Annotated in this window: 18 protein-coding genes; 10 read left to right on the forward strand and 8 right to left on the reverse strand. The window is 65.4% G+C overall.

The window, feature by feature from the left end; translation table 11 throughout:
* The first annotated feature begins 205 nt into the window (after positions 1 to 205).
* From C0V82_RS09980 to C0V82_RS10015, 8 genes are all read left to right on the forward strand, one after another.
* A complete protein-coding gene (locus C0V82_RS09980) occupies positions 206 to 688 on the forward strand; it encodes a DUF1178 family protein (RefSeq protein WP_102112205.1) in 483 nt (160 codons plus the stop codon).
* A 258-nt stretch (positions 689 to 946) separates the two neighbouring features.
* Positions 947 to 1,216, forward strand: a complete 270-nt coding sequence (gene rpsO, locus C0V82_RS09985) for a 30S ribosomal protein S15 (protein ID WP_102112206.1) — start codon at positions 947 to 949, stop codon at positions 1,214 to 1,216.
* Positions 1,217 to 1,560: 344 nt separating this feature from the next.
* A complete protein-coding gene (pnp, locus tag C0V82_RS09990; protein WP_102112207.1) occupies positions 1,561 to 3,684 on the forward strand; it encodes a polyribonucleotide nucleotidyltransferase in 2,124 nt (707 codons plus the stop codon).
* 240 nt (positions 3,685 to 3,924) lie between these two features.
* Positions 3,925 to 4,317 carry a DUF350 domain-containing protein gene (locus tag C0V82_RS09995; RefSeq protein ID WP_102112208.1) on the forward strand — a complete coding sequence of 131 codons (393 nt, stop codon included), beginning with the start codon at positions 3,925 to 3,927 and terminating at the stop codon, positions 4,315 to 4,317.
* Positions 4,318 to 4,399: 82 nt separating this feature from the next.
* Positions 4,400 to 5,224, forward strand: a complete 825-nt coding sequence (locus tag C0V82_RS10000; protein ID WP_102112209.1) for a hypothetical protein — start codon at positions 4,400 to 4,402, stop codon at positions 5,222 to 5,224.
* 56 nt (positions 5,225 to 5,280) lie between these two features.
* Complete coding sequence (locus C0V82_RS10005; RefSeq protein WP_102112210.1) at positions 5,281 to 5,919, forward strand: DUF1190 domain-containing protein; 639 nt, start codon at positions 5,281 to 5,283, stop codon at positions 5,917 to 5,919.
* A gap of 55 nt (positions 5,920 to 5,974) precedes the next feature.
* Entirely contained in the window at positions 5,975 to 7,276 is a 1,302-nt protein-coding gene (locus tag C0V82_RS10010) for a glutathionylspermidine synthase family protein (RefSeq protein ID WP_102112211.1), read from the forward strand.
* 65 nt (positions 7,277 to 7,341) lie between these two features.
* A complete protein-coding gene (locus tag C0V82_RS10015) occupies positions 7,342 to 8,379 on the forward strand; it encodes a serine hydrolase domain-containing protein (protein ID WP_158659843.1) in 1,038 nt (345 codons plus the stop codon).
* Positions 8,380 to 8,388: 9 nt separating this feature from the next.
* On the opposite strand, the gene C0V82_RS26845 is transcribed toward C0V82_RS10015, so the two are convergent.
* The 3 genes from C0V82_RS26845 to C0V82_RS10025 all read right to left on the reverse strand — a co-directional run bounded on the left by C0V82_RS26845 (position 8,389) and on the right by C0V82_RS10025 (position 9,508).
* Positions 8,389 to 8,550: a hypothetical protein gene (locus tag C0V82_RS26845; RefSeq protein WP_158659844.1), complete on the reverse strand. Its 162-nt coding sequence runs from the start codon at positions 8,548 to 8,550 to the stop codon at positions 8,389 to 8,391.
* A 77-nt stretch (positions 8,551 to 8,627) separates the two neighbouring features.
* Positions 8,628 to 9,065 (reverse strand): hypothetical protein, encoded by a 438-nt coding sequence (locus C0V82_RS10020; protein ID WP_158659845.1) that lies wholly within the window; start codon positions 9,063 to 9,065, stop codon positions 8,628 to 8,630.
* A gap of 44 nt (positions 9,066 to 9,109) precedes the next feature.
* Positions 9,110 to 9,508, reverse strand: a complete 399-nt coding sequence (locus tag C0V82_RS10025; protein ID WP_102112214.1) for a group III truncated hemoglobin — start codon at positions 9,506 to 9,508, stop codon at positions 9,110 to 9,112.
* A gap of 107 nt (positions 9,509 to 9,615) precedes the next feature.
* On the opposite strand from C0V82_RS10025, the gene pip reads away from it, so the two are divergent.
* Positions 9,616 to 10,566, forward strand: a complete 951-nt coding sequence (pip, locus tag C0V82_RS10030; protein ID WP_102112215.1) for a prolyl aminopeptidase — start codon at positions 9,616 to 9,618, stop codon at positions 10,564 to 10,566.
* Between the two features lie 23 nt (positions 10,567 to 10,589).
* On the opposite strand, the gene C0V82_RS10035 is transcribed toward pip, so the two are convergent.
* From C0V82_RS10035 to tsaE, 5 genes are read right to left on the reverse strand one after another with little or no spacing between them, the layout of a single operon-like run.
* On the reverse strand, positions 10,590 to 11,135 hold the full coding sequence (locus C0V82_RS10035; RefSeq protein ID WP_102112216.1) for a DUF1003 domain-containing protein: 546 nt from the start codon (positions 11,133 to 11,135) through the stop codon (positions 10,590 to 10,592).
* A complete protein-coding gene (gene addB, locus C0V82_RS10040; protein WP_102112217.1) occupies positions 11,132 to 14,155 on the reverse strand; it encodes a double-strand break repair protein AddB in 3,024 nt (1,007 codons plus the stop codon). The genes C0V82_RS10035 and addB overlap by 4 nt, the downstream gene beginning before the upstream one ends.
* Positions 14,155 to 14,895, reverse strand: coding sequence for a nucleotidyltransferase family protein (locus C0V82_RS10045; protein ID WP_102112218.1), 741 nt, complete (start codon positions 14,893 to 14,895; stop codon positions 14,155 to 14,157). Before C0V82_RS10045 ends, addB begins: the two co-directional genes overlap by 1 nt.
* A gap of 19 nt (positions 14,896 to 14,914) precedes the next feature.
* On the reverse strand, positions 14,915 to 15,916 hold the full coding sequence (locus tag C0V82_RS10050; RefSeq protein ID WP_158659846.1) for an aminoglycoside phosphotransferase family protein: 1,002 nt from the start codon (positions 15,914 to 15,916) through the stop codon (positions 14,915 to 14,917).
* Between the two features lie 5 nt (positions 15,917 to 15,921).
* Positions 15,922 to 16,374: a tRNA (adenosine(37)-N6)-threonylcarbamoyltransferase complex ATPase subunit type 1 TsaE gene (gene tsaE / locus C0V82_RS10055; protein ID WP_102112220.1), complete on the reverse strand. Its 453-nt coding sequence runs from the start codon at positions 16,372 to 16,374 to the stop codon at positions 15,922 to 15,924.
* A gap of 162 nt (positions 16,375 to 16,536) precedes the next feature.
* Between tsaE and C0V82_RS10060 the strand changes: the two genes are divergently transcribed.
* Positions 16,537 to 17,556 carry an NAD(P)/FAD-dependent oxidoreductase gene (locus C0V82_RS10060; protein ID WP_102112221.1) on the forward strand — a complete coding sequence of 340 codons (1,020 nt, stop codon included), beginning with the start codon at positions 16,537 to 16,539 and terminating at the stop codon, positions 17,554 to 17,556.
* The last annotated feature ends 2 nt before the right edge of the window (positions 17,557 to 17,558 follow it).

The raw sequence follows: 17,558 nt of genomic DNA on the forward strand, positions 1-17,558 counted from the left end.
CACCGCGCGCCATCTGATGATTGCGGGCTGAAAATGGATAAACCCTTAATAAAATGGCATGGATAAAGGCGCACGCGTTTTTAGTGCAATGTCACTGGTTTCCACCCGCAAGCGGGCGAGACATGGCACACCGGATGGCAACAGGCTTGCCCCACGGGCCCCGCCGGGCCATCTATCTGTCATCGTTCCTTCCGTCTTCTGTGCCATGATCCTTTTCAACCTGAAATGCAGCCTGGGCCACCGGTTCGAGGGCTGGTTCCGTAACGGTGCCGCGTATGAGGCGCAGGCGGCTTCGCACGCCATCACCTGCCCCCTGTGCGGCGACGCCAAGATCGAGAAGGCACCAATGGCCCCCGCCATTGCCAAGGGTGGCCGGTCGCGCGACCGCGACGCGCCGCCCCCCGCACCGGCGGCGGATACCCCGGTGCCGGTTGAGGCACCACCTGTGCCCGACGCGGTACGCGAGGCGCAGGCCGAAATCCTGCGGCACCTGCGCGACCTGCGCACCCAGGTGGAAAAGAACGCCGATTATGTGGGCGACCGTTTCGCCGAAGAAGCCCGCAAGATCCATTATGGCGAGGTGGAAAGCCGCGCCATCTATGGCGAAACGTCGCCTAAGCAGGCCGAGGCACTGCGGGAGGAGGGTGTCCCCATCGCCAGCATCCCCTGGCTGCCGGTCGAGAACTGAGCCTGAGCCCGTCAGGGACGCAGCCATGCCCGGACAGGCGCGGAAATCCAAGGATTCCGCTTGACCGGAAGCCGGGTTTGGCGCATCAACCCACCCATATCGACGCCCGCCCGTGCGGGACCGTGCTGGACGACATCCCGGCACGGCCCCGTAACGCGTGGGCGCGTACCCGTTCCGGGATACCGGAACCCGGTCGATAGGGCACCTTCGCGGTGCCGGGTGCGTTCACCCTCAATCATCTTAATGTGGAGACATCTGATGTCGATCACGGCTGAGCGCAAGACTGCGCTGATCGAAGAGTACAAGACCAAGGAAGGCGATACCGGTTCGCCGGAAGTTCAGGTTGCCATCCTGACCGAGCGCATCAACAACCTGACCGAACACCTGAAGACCCACGCGAAGGATTTCCACTCGCGCCGTGGTCTGCTGGTGATGGTCGGTCAACGCCGCCGTCTGCTGGATTACGTGAAGGGCAAGGAAAAGGCTCGTTATGACAGCCTGATCCAGCGCCTGGGCCTGCGCCGCTAAGGCGGGCCGGTCGCGACGGTTACGGAACCGAACGCCCAAGGTGATGTTCGACGTGAACATGCAGCCCACCGCCCACGCCCCGTTCCACACCCGCTCCGGCGGTGGGGGATGGCGTGCCGGCGGCGGGCCCCTGGGCGGTAGGAACCGTCGGGACCCGCGTCAGAGTTAAGGTGTGGACGGCCAGCCGGGACCCCTTCCGGCTGGCCGTTTTCCCATGCGCGCCGTGCGGAATGCGCAGAAATGCTGTACTGAAGGGGCAAGAAACAGGCGGGGCCGTCCGAACGGGCCCCGGCCCGGCCGCCCAATCCGGGGTGTTGCGGGTTTCGGATGGAAGGATCGATACGATGTTCAAGGTATTCCGCAAGGAAATGGAATGGGGCGGTCGCAAGCTGGTCATCGAGACCGGCAAGATCGCCCGTCAGGCCGATGGCGCCGTCATGGTGAGCTATGGCGACACGGTGGTGCTGGCCACTGCCGTCGGCGCCAAGTCGCCGAAGCCGGGCGTGGATTTCTTCCCGCTGACGGTGAATTACCAGGAAAAGGCCTTCGCCGCGGGCAAGATCCCCGGCGGCTTCTTCAAGCGTGAAGGCCGTCCGACGGAAAAGGAAGTGCTGGTCAGCCGCCTGATCGACCGTCCGATCCGTCCGCTGTTCGTCGATGGCTATCGCTGCGAGACGCAGGTCGTCTGCACCGTGCTGAGCCACGATCTTGAGAATGATCCCGACATCGTCGCCATGATCGGCGCGTCCGCCGCGCTGACCATTTCCGGCCTGCCCTTCCTGGGCCCCATCGGTGCCGCCCGCGTCGGTTATGAGGATGGCAAGTTCATCCTGAACCCGACCGCCGACCAGATGGAAAACGCCACCCTGGATCTGGTTGTCGCCGGTACGCAGGAAGGCGTGCTGATGGTCGAGTCCGAGGCCAAGGAACTGTCGGAAGAGATCATGCTGGGCGCCGTCACGTTCGGCCATGCCCAGTTCCAGCCCGTGATCGACCTGATCATCTCCCTGGCCGAGGATTGCGCCAAGGAACCCCGCGACATCGCCCCGCCGGCCTTTGACAAGGCTGCCGTCAAGGCCCGCATCCTGGAGGTTGCCGGTGCCGACGTGAAGGCCGCCTATTCGATCCTGGTCAAGCAGGAGCGTTATGCCGCCGTGGGTGCCGCCAAGGACAAGGCCAAGACCGCGCTGAAGGAAGAGTTCGCGCCCGAAGCCATTTCCGAGATGTTCAAGGAAGTGGAAGCCGATGTTCTGCGCGGCGCCGTTCTGGAGACGGGCAAGCGCATCGACGGCCGCTCCACCGTGGACATCCGCCAGATCGTGGCCGAAGTTGGTATCCTGCCTCGCGCCCATGGTTCGGCCCTGTTCACCCGCGGTGAGACTCAGGCCCTCGTGGTCGCCACCCTGGGCACGAACCAGGACGAGCAGATCATCGACGCGCTGGAAGGCGAATACCGCGAAAGCTTCATGCTGCATTACAACTTCCCCCCGTACAGCGTGGGTGAAGCCGGTCGCATGGGTTCTCCGGGCCGCCGTGAAATCGGCCATGGCAAGCTGGCCTGGCGCGCCATCCACCCGCTGCTGCCGTCCAAGGAAGATTTCCCCTACACGCTGCGCGTCGTGTCAGAAATCACGGAATCGAACGGTTCCTCCTCCATGGCCACGGTGTGCGGCACGTCGCTGTCGCTGATGGATGCCGGCGCCCCGCTGGCCCGCCCCATCGCCGGCATCGCCATGGGCCTGATCAAGGAAGGCGACAAGTTCGCCGTCCTGTCCGACATCCTGGGTGATGAAGATCACCTGGGCGATATGGACTTCAAGGTCGCCGGCACCGAAGCGGGCATCACCGCCCTGCAGATGGACATCAAGATCACCTCGATCACCGAGGAGATCATGAAGATCGCGCTGGCGCAGGCCCAGAAGGGCCGCATCCATATCCTGGGTGAGATGAACAAGGCGCTGAACACCGCGCGCGGCGAAGTGTCGGGCAACGCCCCGCGCATCACCGTCATCAACATCCCCAAGGAAAAGATCCGCGACGTCATCGGTTCGGGCGGCAAGGTCATCCGCGAAATCGTGGAACAGACCGGCGCCAAGATCGACATCGAAGACGATGGCACCGTCAAGGTGTCGGCGGTCGACAGCAAGTGCTCCGACGCCGCCATCAAGTGGATCAAGGGCATCGTGGCCGAAGCCGAAGTGGGCGAGATCTATGACGGCAAGGTCGTTAAGGTCATGGATTTCGGCGCCTTCGTGAACTTCCTGGGCAGCCGCGACGGTCTGGTCCACATCTCCGAACTGAAGAACGAGCGCGTGGCCAAGGTCACCGACGTCGTGAAGCAGGGCGATGCGGTCAAGGTCAAGGTCCTGGGCTTCGACGATCGCGGCAAGGTCAAGCTGTCGATGAAGGTCGTCGATCAGGTGACCGGCGAAGACCTGTCCAAGAAGGCAGAGGCCACCGAGGGCTGATGCCTGAGGGGGACTTCCCGGCTTTCGGGATGATGTGAGTAAGGAAAAGGCTGTCGGGGCAACCCGGCGGCCTTTTTCGTTGTGGGGCTGGTGCCAGAAGTTGGTTACATTGCGATTAATTACTTCAGCCCCCTTGCACGTCCCGCCTGTCATCCAAACATTTTTTGCAATTTCCGGCGCGCTCTCGTAGCGTGCGGGCAAATGCGTGGCCTGTGGGCGCCCATAAGGAGCAACGGATCGATGTTCGAGACCCTGCCGCTTTACCTGACCTTTGTCGGCGCCTCGGTGGCGCTGCTGGCCCTGGCCTTGCTGGCCTATACGCTGATCACGCCTTATCGCGAGTGGGCCTTGATCCGGCAGGGCAATTCGGCGGCTGCGACCAGCATGGGCGGGACCGCCATCGGCATGGCCATCGCCCTGTCATCGGTGGCGCGGGGCACCTACTCGGTCGCCGAGCTGCTGATGTGGGGTGGGTTGGCGTTGGTCTGTCAGTTGCTGGTGTTTGTCGCCGTCTGTTTCCTGCTGCCCGGTTTCCGGCAGGGGATTGAGGCGGACAAGCTGGGCTATGGCGTCACGCTGGGCACCTTGTCCATTGCCATGGGAATTTTGAATGCCGGGGCGCTTTCGGTTTAAACCCGGCCTCCCCATCTCTGATTAACCCCGCCCGGCTGTGACCGGCGGGGCCGTTCTGCTTGGTCTTGAGGAGCCAGTTCCAATGATGCAGTTCTTCCGCACGCTGTTGGGCGTGAAGGGTGAGAAGGTGGGCCGCCAGGTGGTGGATGCCCTGGTCGCCATGGACCCCAAGAGCGCGTCCGTTGCCCAGTTGCGGGTCATGGAAGCCGATCTGGACAAGGCCGGCAAGCTGCTGACCAACCTGCGCGTCGATATGCAGCGTGAGCGCAAGGAAGCGGTCGAAGCGCGGGAGAATTATGACCGCCGTCTGGCCGCTGCCGAGCATCTGAACAACCTGCTGGCCACCGCCGAGGGCGAGCGTCTGGCCAGCCTGGAGGCCAGCCTGGCCAAGCTGCTGGCCCAGTTGGAGGAACTGGAAGGCGAGGTCGCCATCGAGGAGCGGGAGGCCGACGAGGCCGAGGCCCTGGTCGCAGAAGCAGAGGTCGCTTATCGCGAAAAGGCCCGCGCCCTGACCGAGGCCAAGTCGGCCCTGGCCAAGGCCGAGCGCGACATGCAACGCGCCAGCATCCAGGAGGAGCGTGAGCGCGAGCGTGCCAACCGCGCCGCCCAGGTGGCCGGCCTGCGTGATGATGGCGGATCGAAGCTGAACACCGCCATCGATGCCATGACCCGCCGCGCCAATGAGGCCCGCGCAAATGCCGAAGCGGCGCGAATGAAGGCCCAGGCCCTGGGCGATCTGTCGCGGAAGTCCGCCGATGATATGGGCGATGCCGATATCCAGGCGGCCCTGGCCGCCGTGGGCAAGGGCGGGGCACCCGCCCTGTCGGTGCAGGAACGTTTGGCCCGCCTGAAGGGTCCGTCGCCCGCCGCCGCCCCGCTGGCCATCACCGACAAGTGGAGCAAGTAGGGCCGCAACGCCCCTGACTGCAACCGTTACCCGCCACCATCGCCATCCGGGCCGCCATGACCGACCAACAGCGCAAACGCCGCCGTTCCGCCCATGTCTCCACCCTGCTTGTCGGGGGGGCGGCGGCCCTGATGCTGTCGGGCTGCGGCGGCGATGACGTGCAGGAGACAGAGGCCCGCATCTTCCCGACGGTGGAGGCGTGTCTGGTGGAGTTCAGCCAGCAGGAATGCAACAGCGCCTTTGAACAGGCCAAGCAACTGCACCTGCAATCCACCCCACGCTTCGACACGGCTGCGGCGTGCGAGGCCAGTATGGGCAATGGTGCCTGTCAGCCCATGGTCCTGTCGCAGCCGGATGGCAGCCTGAGCAACGTCTTCGTGCCGGCCCTGATGGGCTTCATGCTGGCCAAGGCCTTGCAGCCGCCCCCGCAATATGGCGCTGGCTATATCGGGGCCGGCGGCGGTTACTATTACCCGCGCCCCATCTATATCGACCGTGACGGGTTCATGTATAGCGGTCGCGGTAGCCTGGGCCGCGCCCCGGTCAGCCGCGACAGCTTCACCCAGGGCAAGACTGGCTTTGGCATGAAGACCGAGGTACGGGGCAAGTCGGCGCAGGTGGGGACCACCACCAAATCCACCAGCCGCGGCGGCTTTGGCAAATCGTCGGCCCGGTTCGGCGGCGGCGGTTCCTGACCACAGATCCTCGTCCCCTTACCGTCCAGCACCCATCAGCACAGCGGATAGCGCCATGCATCGCCAATCCATCCGACCGCGTCCCGATTGGAAAGCCCGCATGGAAGCGCTGGGCTTTGATTTCCACACCATCCCAACCGACGAGGACCCAAGCGGCGTCTATTGGGATGAGAGTGCCTGCTGGGTATTCAGCGAGGCGGAGATCGATCTGCTGGAAGAAGCAGGCAACGAGTTGCACAAGATGTGTCTGGCCGCCGCCAAGCGCATCATCGATGAACGGCTCTATCCGCTGCTGAACATCCCCGCCCATTCCATCCCCGCCATCGAAGCGTCCTGGCAGCGCCATCAGCAAGGCCAGGAATTCTCCCTTTATGGCCGTTTCGATCTCGCCTATGGCGGGGCGGGGCACGGCGATGGAATGCCCAAGTTGCTGGAATATAACGCCGACACGCCCACGGGCCTCTATGAGGCGGCGGTAGCGCAATGGGCCTGGCTGGAGGATGTATTCCCCGACGGGGACCAGTTCAATTCCATCCATGAGGCCCTGGTCGATCAGTGGAAGGCCCTGCTGCGCGCCGACCGTCTGCTGGCCGATGACAGCGACCGGCGCGGCGAGTGGGAGGCGGGGCGCGCCCTGCACCTGACCTGCGCCATGCCGCATACGGAGGATGAGGGCACGCTGCGCTATCTCCAGGACACGGCCATTGAGGCCGGGCTGGCGACCAAGAGCATTGCCCTGTCCGACATCGGCTGGACAGAGGAGCAGGACCACCTGAACCGCCGCACCCGTAGCTATTTCACCGACCTGGAGGAACAGGAGATCAAGTGCCTGTTCAAGCTGACCCCCTGGGAATGGCTGGTGGCCGATGATTTCGGCGGCAACCTGCTAACCCTGACACAGCGCAATGATATCCGGGTCGTGGAACCAGCCTGGAAGATGCTGCTGTCCAACAAGGGGCTGCTGGCGGTTCTGTGGGAAATGTACCCACACCACCCCTATCTGGTGGAAGCACATTTCGACCGCCGGGCCTTTGCCGCCGGTACCCGCGTGGTGGCAAAGCCACTGCTGGGCCGGGAAGGCGCCAATATCAGCGTCGTCACGATGGGCCCCGATGGCCGCCCCACCACCCGCGAACTGGACGTGGCTGGACCTTATGGCGAAGAGGGCTATGTCTATCAGGCCTGGTCGCCGGTGGTGTCGGCGCGGGGGCCGGACATCAAGGGCGTGACGCGTGACCATCATGCCGTGATCGGCGCCTGGATGGTGGGCGATGAATGCCGGGGTATCGGTATCCGTGAGGACAGCACCGCCGTCACCCGCGACACATCCCGCTTCGTGCCGCATCGGTTTGAGTGAGGGCTGGCGGCAGGGTCAGGGTGGCTGGGTCGTATCAGGCACAGACCCACACCCGGAGCATGCCCATGCAGAGCCGCCGTCTGTTTCTGTCCAGCCTTGCCGCCGGCCTGTTGCTGCCGTTTCCCACCGCTGTCGCCCTGCCCGTCGATCCGACATCGCCGGACCTGCCGCGGGTGACGGCGCTGATAAAGGATGCCATCCGCCGGCATCGGCTGGACGGGGTGGCGGCCATCGCGCATCAGGGGGAGCGCGTGCTGTATCGCGGCTATTTCGGCGATATCGGTCCCGGCACCGCCATTGATGTGGCGTCGGCCAGCAAATGGGTGGCGGGGCTTGTGATCATGGCGCTGGTGGGCCAGGGGCGGCTGCGGCTGGACATGACCTTGGCTGATGCCGGGCTGGTCAGCACTGGGCCAAAAGCCGGCATCACGCTGGCTCAGTTAATGAGCCATACCTCGGCCCTGCCGGACACCGGCCCCTTCTGGCAGGATCGCCGCTATCCCACCCCGCAGGCGGCGGCGGCAAAGCTGACGGATATGGACCTGATCGGAGAACCTGGGCAGGTCTTCGCTTATGCCGGGGTGTCGATGGAAGTGGCGGCGTTCATGGCCGAACAGGCGGGCGGGGCTGATTGGAACAGCCTGTTCCGCCGTCTGATTGCCGACCCGCTGGGCCTGTCGCCCGCCTGTCGCTGGGGCGACCGCTGGGGGGTGGCCGGTGGGTTGATCGCCAGCCCAGACGATTTCGAGCGGATTCTGCTGCTGATTGCGCGGCAGGGCGTGATGGCAGACGGGCAGCGCCTGTTGCCGGCAGACATCTTCCCGGTCATGGAGCATGACCAGATCGGGGACGCCCGGCGCAAGCAACAGCCAAACGCTGCCGCAGCCATGCAGGGTTACGGCATTGGCATGTGGTGCGAACAGCGAGAGGCCGGCGGTGCCTGCCCCACGATCTCCAGCCCTGGCTATTTCGGTACCTGGCCGCGTATCGACCGCAGCCGCGACCTCACCATTCTGCTGATGGTGAAATCGCGCCTGCGCACGGTCATTGATGACTGGCAAGCGATTATCCAGGCACTGAGCAGCGCGGCAGCGCCCGGATAATCGGGAGTGTCAAAGCTGCCGACCGGTGCCATCTGTGCTGGCAAAGACACTGTGCAGGAACCACAGAATGAAGGTGGCCAGCAGCATGAAGCCACCCCATTGACGACTGACGGTCATGACACCGCCCGCCGCAAGCAGGGCGGTGGCGTAGAAGAACAGAGACTTTTTCATGATTAAGGACTTTCCGGCATGAACGCAGGGGTGGGCATCGGCCACGCGTGCCCTGCGCATTCAAAGATCAGGATGGATCAGACGGAAAGTTCGGTGGGCGGACCGGTCGGCATGCGGGCGGCATGGCCAGCGCGGGCCATGACAGGCCCCATGATAACCGGCGGCAGGGACGATCTGTCCAGGGCAACCGGGACCGGCATCCAGGGTGGGCTGGCCGCCACGATCTTGACCGGCGGTGGGTCATCCCCGCCAGACAGATCGGCACGGCGCTGCCCATCAGGCAAGGCGGCCAGCGCGGCCGGCGCCTCCGACAGGGTGGCGCGCAGACCGGGACCACTGGCCGTCAGTCCTTCGCGCGCCCGATCCCCCTCACCCCCGCCCAGCCCGGCCAGAACGCCGGCACAGGCAAGCAGCACCAGCAGAGTCAGCGCCTTTACCCGGTCAGACCATTGGCCGATGGCCCCGCGCGGGCGCGGGTCGGCAAGGTCAGAGTGCGGGTGGGCGGGATCGGTCATGACGTCAAGATGGGGGGTGGCGGGGCCGGACGCAAGGCCCGGCTTCAATCGTCGCGCGCCATGGCAATGCCCTGCTGCAACGCCTCACCCATCCGGGCGGCCTTGTCACGCAGGAAGGCGGCGGCAGGCGGGGTGAACAGCCGGTCCGTGCTTTGTGCGAACAAGTCCAGCCAGCGCTGGAAATGCGTGGCATCCAGGCCGGGAATGCCCGCATGCACCTGCATGGGTCGGCCCCCATATCGCCCCGTGCCCATGGTCACCGACGACCAGAAATCATGTACCCGGTGCAGATGGGCGGCCCATTCCTCATCCCCATCCCCCACCATGGTCTGGAACAGGGGCCCCAGCAGCGGGTCCAGGCGGGCAGCGGCATAGAATTCGATGAGCAGCACTGTCAGGCTGTCATCATCGATGCGGGCATAGGGCGGGCGGGTGGTTATCATGACACGATCCTAACCCGCCGCGATTTCCCCCAGCTTTGTCCGCGCGGACGGTTTGCGTTGCGCGTTGCGCTTGCCTACAATCAGCGGAACAACAAACGGATGCATCCATGCCCCGCGGCGATCTGTTCTCCCCGCTCGACCCTTTCCAGACCGGCCGGTTGCAGGTCGACGATGTTCATAACCTTTACTGGGAACAGAGCGGCAATCCCGATGGCGTGCCCGTGCTGTTCCTGCATGGCGGGCCGGGGGCCGGTGCCTCGCCCACCCATCGCCGGTTTTTCGATCCCACCTTCTACCGCATCATCATCCTGGACCAGCGCGGGGCCGGTCGTTCCACACCGCTGGGCGACCTGCGCAATAATGATATCCCACATCTGGTGGGGGATCTGGAGGCGCTGCGCGCGCATCTGGGCATCGACCGCTGGATGGTGTTCGGCGGTTCATGGGGTTCCACCCTGTCCATCGCCTATGCGGAGGCGTATCCCGACCGGGTGATCGGCCTGGTGCTGCGCGGCATCTTCCTGATGCGCCGGTCGGAGATCGACTGGTTCCTTTACGGGATGAAACAGATATTCCCGGAGGCGTGGAACCATTTCAACGCCTATATCCCCGTGGCCGAACGCAATGATCTGCTGGAAGCCTACTGGAAGCGACTGACCCACCCCGACCCGGCCATCCATCTGCCCGCCGCGCGGGTGTGGAGCATGTATGAAGGGTCCTGCTCGACCCTGATGCCCAGCCCGGAACTGGTTTCCGCCTCGGGTGAGGATAACCACGCCCTGGGGCTGGCGCGGATTGAGGCGCATTACTTCCGCAACAATATGCTGGACCCGGAAGACAAACTGCTGCGCGATATCCGGGCCATTCGGCATATCCCGGCCGTCATCGTGCAGGGCCGCTACGACATTGTCTGCCCCATCCGCACGGCCGACGAATTGCACCGAGCGTGGCCGGAAGCCGATTATATCATCGTGCCGGATGCCGGCCACAGCGCCATGGAACCCGGCGTCCGCATGGCCCTGGTGCAGGCGACAGAGCGCTTCAAGACCCTGCGGTAGGATGGAAGGCCGGTCCGCTCCAGCTAGGTTTTGAGCGCTTCCACCGCCGCCCGCAGCAGGGTAATTTCCTCCTGCTGTCGGCGCAGTAGGGCTTCGAGCTCATCTGTGCGCAGCCGGTCCAGTTTTTCATGCAGGGCCATGATTTCAAGTTCGGCCTTCAGGTTGACCTCGTAGTCCATGTTGGCCTGGGCCCGGTCTTTGGCAGCCTGCCGGTTCTGCGACATCATGATGATGGGGGCCTGTACCGCCGCCAGGGTGGACAGCATCAGGTTCAACAGGATGAACGGGTACGGGTCCCAGGCGAAACCCCAGAAGGCGGCATTCAGCCCCATCCACACCGCCATGACCAGGGCGAAGGCGATCACGAAACTCCACGAGCCGCCCACCGTCGCCACCTTGTCGGCCAGACGGTCGCCAAAGGTCATGCTGGCTTCAAACTCGGAATGGCTGTTGCGGGAAATGGCGCGGCGATGGGCAATGCGGGACAGGACCCGGCGTTCCCGCTCGCTCAACACCGTTTCCCCCTGGGTCAGAAGCTGTTCGGCCAGCAGGCGGATTTCGTCGTTCATCCCTCTGCGTCTCCCCCGCCGCCGGCGGACCACTCCTTGATCCGGGCCAAGTGGGCGTAATCGGTATATTTGGGGGCCCAGGCAGGGCGCGGCTGGCTGTGATAGGGCATGTCGGGATCATCGAACTGATGGATCAGGTCCAACAGGCCTTCGCGCGCTTCCACCGCCAGGGCCGCCGGGTCCTCCTTCAACATCTGGATGGTGCCTGCGGGATCGCCCCCCGACAGGCGCCAATATTCCAGCCCTTCCACAGGGGCCGGCTTCACATGCTCAAACCCGCCGCCGCTGGCGATCAGCGCCTCAAGCGGCAATTGCGGGGCCTTGCCAAGCCGCACCTCCTTGCCCGTGGGCGGGGTACCAGTCTTGTAATCAATGAGGACCAAGCCGCCAGTGGGCGTGCGGTCGATGCGATCGGCCTTGGCTGTCAGGATGAAGTCGCCGCCAGGACCGGGCAGGGTGATGCGGCCCGTGACCTCTGTGGCCAGCGGCTTGATGGTACGTCGCCGCTCCGTCTCCTGCGCGACGAACCATTCCGCGACCCGCTCAAAACGTGGCCACCAGAAGGCGGCGACACCCGGCTGGTCCAGCAGGTCGCCAAAGGCCCCGCGCCCGATAGCGATCAGTTCGCCCAGCGGGTCCGGCGGCAACATGTCGGGATAGTGGCTGACGAACAGATCCAGTGCCCTGTGGATGATCTCCCCCCGCTCCGCCGCCCCCGGATCGGCATCAATGGGGTCCAGGGCGGACAGGTCCAGCACCTTGGCCGCATAGATAGCATAGGGGTCGCGCATCCAGGTTTCGATCTGGGTGACCGACAGCTTGCGGGGGCGGGCCGACAGGGGTGGCTTCGGGGCGGGAGCAAGGCAGGGGCGCACCTGTGCCGGGCGGTCCAGCGCCTGCCACAGGCCGCGCCAGTAATCGCCATCCGCCTCAATCCGCCCGCGCAGACCCGCCTTGTCCAGCACGGTATCCAGCCGCAACAGCCAGCGTGACGGCACCGTTGGCGTGCCCTCCACCCGTTCCGACCGCGTCAGGTACAAGGTCTTCGCCCCGCACGAGGTGGCGAAATCGTGGGCTGCCTGTCCCACCATACGCTCTGGCGCGGGCAGGCCGAAATCCCGGCGCATGGGGCGCGACATCCAGGGGTCGGGCGGCGGGGCGGGGGGCCATGTCCCCTCATTAAGCCCGGCCAGGACCATCACGTCAAACTGCTGCAACCGAGCCTCCATCAGGCCCAGCACATGCAGGCGCGGATGCAGACCGAAGGCGGAGCGCACGGCCTTGCCGGCGATCAGCACCTCCATCAAACCCGCATAATCCTTGCCGCCCAGCGGCGGGTAACCGTCCGCCGCCTCACGCAGTTCATCAATAAACTGGGCGGCGGCCTCTCCATCCTTGTCGCGCCAAAGACGGTCGGACCCGGCCTCCCCCTCCAGTGCCGCCAGCGCCTCGGCGGCACCGATATGCAGGCGCAGCCAGTCGGACAGGGGGCGCTCCTCGCCATCGGCCACCGCCGCCGCAAGGCTGCCCATGGCAGCATCCAGCCGGTCCACCATAGTCAGCAGGTCGTCGCGGATGCTGGGGTTGGTGATGCGGCGACGCTTTTCGGCGGCGTCCGATGCCATGAAGCGGATGGCGTGGCGCAACCCTTCCAAACCGGCGGGTGGGCGGGGGCCGCGCAGGATGGCGGTTTCCAGCAACCGCGCCTGCCGCCGCAACTGCCCTGCCGGCCAGCCGGCCCCGGCCATCGGGTGTTTCAGCAGCGACAGTAACGGGATCGGTGCCCCCTGTACCGCCGTATCCATGATCAGACGCAGATAGGACCCGACCGGTGTCTGGGCCAGGGGGCGGCCTGCGCTGTCATCCACACGGATGTCCCAGCGGCGCAGTTCGGTGGCAACGCGGCGGGCCAGATTGCGGTCAGGCGTGACCAGGGCCGCCGTCTGTCCCGGCATTTCCAGCGCCTGACGCAGGATCAGGGCGATGATGCCGGCCTCTTCCTGTGGTGTTGCGGCATCGATGCGGGTCAGGCCGGAAAGGGCGCTGGGGTCTAGGTCGCCCAGATCACGCCAAGCCTCCGTGGTGCCGGCGGGGCGCAGCGCCTCTGCAATCAGGGCCGTGCGGGCCGGCGGGCAGGACGGGGCGACACCGGCGGCAAGGGTCCAGTCCGGCACCTGATCGCGCGTCACGCCGATGCGGTCGATCAGTTGCTTCAGGCCGAATTGCGGGTGGGCATCGTCCAGCGCTTCCCACGTTGCATCATCACAATCCCGGTCTAACCCCGGCAGCACTACCGATCCGGTGGGCAGGCGTGCAATGGTGGCCAACAATTCGGATGTCGCGGGGATTGAGCCGGTGGAGCCGGCGGCAATGATCGGATGGGCGGGCGGTGCCGCGCGCAGCGCCGCCGCATAGGCCAGCAGGCGGTTATTGCGTTCCTGTGCCGGGTCCACGGCCCCTTCGGCAGCCAGGATCGCCGGCCATTGGTCAACGATGATCGACAGGAAGGACAGGGTCACCTGCCAATGTTCGGCATAATCATCGGGAACCAGGGCATGCAGCCGGTCGAACCCCACCATTTCCGTCTGCGTCTGGTCCAGCAGTTTGGCTAGTTCACGCGCCAGCCGCGCCGCCTGTGCGCGGGTCTTGGCAAACCGGTCGCCGGCGGCGGCGATGGCGCGGGCCAGCAGCAATTGCCGGCGCAAGGGTGCGATGGCGGGGGGCAGGTCCAGGCCGCCGGCCTTGCCCGTCACCCCATCCATCATCAGCGATACTTCGTCCCCATCGACATCGCCCAGCGGCGCCATCCGGGGCAGCAGGATGGGTCGCCCGCCTGACAGGCGCAAAAACGCCTCCCGCAGCGATCGGACGGCGCGGGCCGTGGGCAGAAGCACGGTGAACCGGTTCAGCGCCAGCGCATCCCCGCCCGCCTGTTCCCAAAGGCCCGCCGCCAGCGCATCGACAAAGGGCAGGTTGGGCGCCAGGGTGAAGACGCTGGCGGGCGGCGGGGTAGGGGCCATCAGGGCACGACCTCGCGGCTGGCCGGGGCCTGAAGATGGCTGTCGACCAGCGGCACCGCATTGGGTGTGCCGACATGGTACCAGTTGCCCTCATGCCGGACACCGAACAGGCGTCCCGCTGCCTCTGCCCGCTGCCACAGCAGCAGGTTTGAAAAGGCACCGTCGGGCGAGCCAGCAAACTGTGCTGCCGTCATGATCGACACGCCGGCCATCACGAACGGCGATACTTCCAGGTCCGGGCGCTGCGACAGGCGGCCATCGGGGTCCATCAGGTAATCGCCGCGTCCGTCATAACCGATGGCGCTGGGCGTCGGTGTGACCAGCAGCAGGCTGTCCATCAGCTCCGGGTTCCAGGCAGCGGCCAGCCGCTTCAGCGCCGGCACCGGCCCGTCCAGCCAGACGATATCGGCATTGACCACAAAGAACGGATCGTCGCCCAGCAGCGGCAAGGCATGCTTCACGCCACCGCCCGTTTCCAGCTGCGTCTCTTCGCGCGACAGGGTCAGTTTCAGGTTGCGGCGGGGGTTCGCCTCAAGGTGCGCAGCGATCTTATCGGCAAGCCAATGGGCGTTCACCACCGCCTCTTCCACGCCGACGGCTTCCAGCCGGTCCAGGGCGTGGTCCAGCATGGTACGGCCACCGACGGTCACCAGCGGCTTGGGCGTTTCCAAGGTGATCGGGCGCATGCGCAGGCCCAGACCGGCCGCCAGCACCATCGCCCGCTTGGGCATGAAAGACATCGAACTCACTCCAATTCTATCAACGTCCCAGAATATGCGGTACGGCACCGTCAGGGGGCAAATGTTGATCCGTGAAACTTTGTAATGGCGACAAGAGCGGGTGCGCGATGGCCGTCCGGAACTGTCTCCAGACGCGGGACAGGAAGGCCAGTTGCTTGGCCTTACCCCCGCCCGCCGCCAGCTGCGCCACGCGGCCCAGGATGCGGGCGTGGCGCATGGCCCCCATCACGGCGTAACTGGCCAGGAAAGCATCGCGCGACAGGCTGGGCATGGACACCAGATAGCGGTCGATCATCGCCGCCTGGATATCGTCCGGCACATCGCGCCGCGCATCCTGCAACAGCGACAACAGATCATAACTGACCGGCCCGATACCCCCATCCTGCACATCCAGCAGGCCACAGGCCCGCACGCCCCGACGGTCCAGCAGCATCAGGTTGCCGGGGTGATAATCGCGCAGCAGCAGACTGTCCGGCACGATGCCCAGCACATGGGTGAGCACCCTCACCCAGGCCTCATCTAACGCCCGCCGTCCGGCCGGGGTCAGTGGATTGCCTGCCGCATCCAGATAGGCATCGCCAAACAGCGCCACCTGTTTGGTGAACAGGGTCAGGTCATAGCGCTGCACATCCGGGGCGGTGCCGGGATCAAAGCGTTGATGCAGATGCGACAGGACGTCGGTCGCGACACCGTAAAGCGGCCAGGGATCGTCCCCGCGTTCCAGGAGGGCAGCGAAACTGTCATCCCCGAAATCTTCCAGCAGCAGCAGGCCCTGGCCCTGATCCTCCGCAAAGATCACGGGCGCTGACAGCTCCACATCGCGCAGCAGGCCGCAAAGCCGCACAAAGGGTGCCACCTGCCCCACCCCATCACCCGCCGCATCCATCAGGATGGTCTTGGCCCCGTCGGCTTGTATCAGCCGTTCATAGCGGCGGGTGGACCAGTCGGCCCCCATGGCGACCCGTACCGCGTCGCCCCAGCCGGCCGTGGCCAGGAAGCCGATAATCACGTCCTCACGCATCACACTCATATCCCCGCCACGCGTTCTTCCCAGGCACCATGGCCCGTAATGACCACCTGCCGCGCCGTCGGCCCGTCCAGCGTCAGTTGCACATCCAGCCGGTCACGCGGCAGCAGCGGCCCCAGTCGTTCCGGCCACTCGACAAGGGCGCAGGCGTCGCGCGCCTCCTCCCACCCCAGTTCCACCACCTCCCCCGGATCGGTCAGGCGGTACAGGTCGAAATGCCAGATGGCGGGCGTCAGATGCTCATAGGTCTGGACCAGGGTGAAGGTCGGGCTTGGCACCTCCTCCGCCTCATCGCCAGCGAGATGGCGGATCAGGAACCGGGCGAGCGCCGTCTTACCGGCACCCAGGTCACCGCGCAAGGTCACCACATCGCCGGCCCGCAGATGCGGGGCCAGACGTGCCGCCAGCGCCTTGGTCGCGGCCTCATCGGCAAGGGAAAGGGTCAGGGTCATTCGAAGTGGCTTTCCAGGATCATGCCCCCAGACTCCGACAAAAGACCCCCGCACCGCAAGGGGCGACGCAATCCCGCATCCGCGCATCCGCACTTGCCATCGCGCGTGAAACGCGGCACCAAACCCGCCTGTTGTGATGTCCGCCCGATGGGGAGCGTTTGCATGTCGTCCGAGAACAGCCATTCCACCGATGTCGTCATCATTGGCGCGGGTCCCGTGGGCCTGTTTGCCGTGTTTGAATGCGGCATGTTGAAGATGCGCACCCATGTGGTGGATGCGCTCGACATGGTGGGTGGGCAATGCGCGGCGCTGTACCCGGAAAAGCCGATCTATGACATCCCCGCCCACCCGGCCATTGATGGCGCGGATCTGATCGACAAGCTGGCCGAACAGGCCGCCCCCTTCAACCCCACCTATCATTTGGGCCAGCAGGTCACGACCTTGACCCGAACCGATGCCGGCTGGCGCGTGGGCACCGACAAGGGCACGATCATCGACGCCAAGGCCGTGATCATCGCGGCGGGCGTCGGTGCCTTCGGCCCCAACAAGCCGCCGCTGGACGGTCTGGAGGCCTATGAAGGGACGGGCATCTTCTATCTGGTGAAGCGGCGGCAGGATTTCGCAGGCAAGCGCATTGTCATTGCCGGCGGCGGCGACAGTGCCGTTGACTGGGCCAATTCCCTGTCGGAAGTGGCCGCCCATGTCATGGTCGTCCATCGCCGCCCCAAATTCCGCGCCGCCCCCGAAAGCGTGTCCCGCCTGGATGCGCTGGTGAAGGAAGGCAAGGTGGAAATGGTGGTGCCGTACCAGCTTTCCGGCCTGGAGGGCACGGACGGCAAGCTGACGGGCGTGCGCGTCGCCGACCTGGATGACAATGAAAAGGTGCTGGACGCCGACGTCCTGCTGCCCTTCTTCGGCCTCGCCATGAACCTGGGGCCCATCGCCGATTGGGGCCTGGATATGGAAAAGGGCCATATCCTGGTCGATCAGCGCACGCTCGCCACGTCGGCCCCCGGCATCTTCGCCATCGGCGATATCGCGCATTATCCGGGCAAGTTGAAGCTGATCCTTTGCGGGTTCAGCGAGGCGGCGATGGCCGCGCACGCGGCGCATGGGCTGGTCCACCCTGACCATGTGCTGCACTTTGAGTATTCGACCAGTAAGGGTCTGCCGGGCGCCTGACC

This window comes from Niveispirillum cyanobacteriorum (assembly GCF_002868735.1).
Classification (GTDB): Bacteria; Pseudomonadota; Alphaproteobacteria; order Azospirillales; family Azospirillaceae; genus Niveispirillum; species Niveispirillum cyanobacteriorum.

Excerpts from the sequence above, each read along its gene's own strand:
- C0V82_RS09980 (WP_102112205.1), top strand. The coding sequence starts at position 206 with ATGATCCTTTTCAACCTGAAATGCAGCCTGGGCCACCGGTTCGAGGGC.
- rpsO (WP_102112206.1), top strand. The coding sequence starts at position 947 with ATGTCGATCACGGCTGAGCGCAAGACTGCGCTGATCGAAGAGTACAAG.
- pnp (WP_102112207.1), top strand. The coding sequence starts at position 1,561 with ATGTTCAAGGTATTCCGCAAGGAAATGGAATGGGGCGGTCGCAAGCTG.
- C0V82_RS09995 (WP_102112208.1), top strand. The coding sequence starts at position 3,925 with ATGTTCGAGACCCTGCCGCTTTACCTGACCTTTGTCGGCGCCTCGGTG.
- C0V82_RS10000 (WP_102112209.1), top strand. The coding sequence starts at position 4,400 with ATGATGCAGTTCTTCCGCACGCTGTTGGGCGTGAAGGGTGAGAAGGTG.
- C0V82_RS10005 (WP_102112210.1), top strand. The coding sequence starts at position 5,281 with ATGACCGACCAACAGCGCAAACGCCGCCGTTCCGCCCATGTCTCCACC.
- C0V82_RS10010 (WP_102112211.1), top strand. The coding sequence starts at position 5,975 with ATGCATCGCCAATCCATCCGACCGCGTCCCGATTGGAAAGCCCGCATG.
- C0V82_RS10015 (WP_158659843.1), top strand. The coding sequence starts at position 7,342 with ATGCAGAGCCGCCGTCTGTTTCTGTCCAGCCTTGCCGCCGGCCTGTTG.
- C0V82_RS26845 (WP_158659844.1), bottom strand. The coding sequence starts at position 8,550 with ATGAAAAAGTCTCTGTTCTTCTACGCCACCGCCCTGCTTGCGGCGGGC.
- C0V82_RS10020 (WP_158659845.1), bottom strand. The coding sequence starts at position 9,065 with ATGACCGATCCCGCCCACCCGCACTCTGACCTTGCCGACCCGCGCCCG.
- C0V82_RS10025 (WP_102112214.1), bottom strand. The coding sequence starts at position 9,508 with ATGATAACCACCCGCCCGCCCTATGCCCGCATCGATGATGACAGCCTG.
- pip (WP_102112215.1), top strand. The coding sequence starts at position 9,616 with ATGCCCCGCGGCGATCTGTTCTCCCCGCTCGACCCTTTCCAGACCGGC.
- C0V82_RS10035 (WP_102112216.1), bottom strand. The coding sequence starts at position 11,135 with ATGAACGACGAAATCCGCCTGCTGGCCGAACAGCTTCTGACCCAGGGG.
- addB (WP_102112217.1), bottom strand. The coding sequence starts at position 14,155 with ATGGCCCCTACCCCGCCGCCCGCCAGCGTCTTCACCCTGGCGCCCAAC.
- C0V82_RS10045 (WP_102112218.1), bottom strand. The coding sequence starts at position 14,895 with ATGTCTTTCATGCCCAAGCGGGCGATGGTGCTGGCGGCCGGTCTGGGC.
- C0V82_RS10050 (WP_158659846.1), bottom strand. The coding sequence starts at position 15,916 with ATGCGTGAGGACGTGATTATCGGCTTCCTGGCCACGGCCGGCTGGGGC.
- tsaE (WP_102112220.1), bottom strand. The coding sequence starts at position 16,374 with ATGACCCTGACCCTTTCCCTTGCCGATGAGGCCGCGACCAAGGCGCTG.
- C0V82_RS10060 (WP_102112221.1), top strand. The coding sequence starts at position 16,537 with ATGTCGTCCGAGAACAGCCATTCCACCGATGTCGTCATCATTGGCGCG.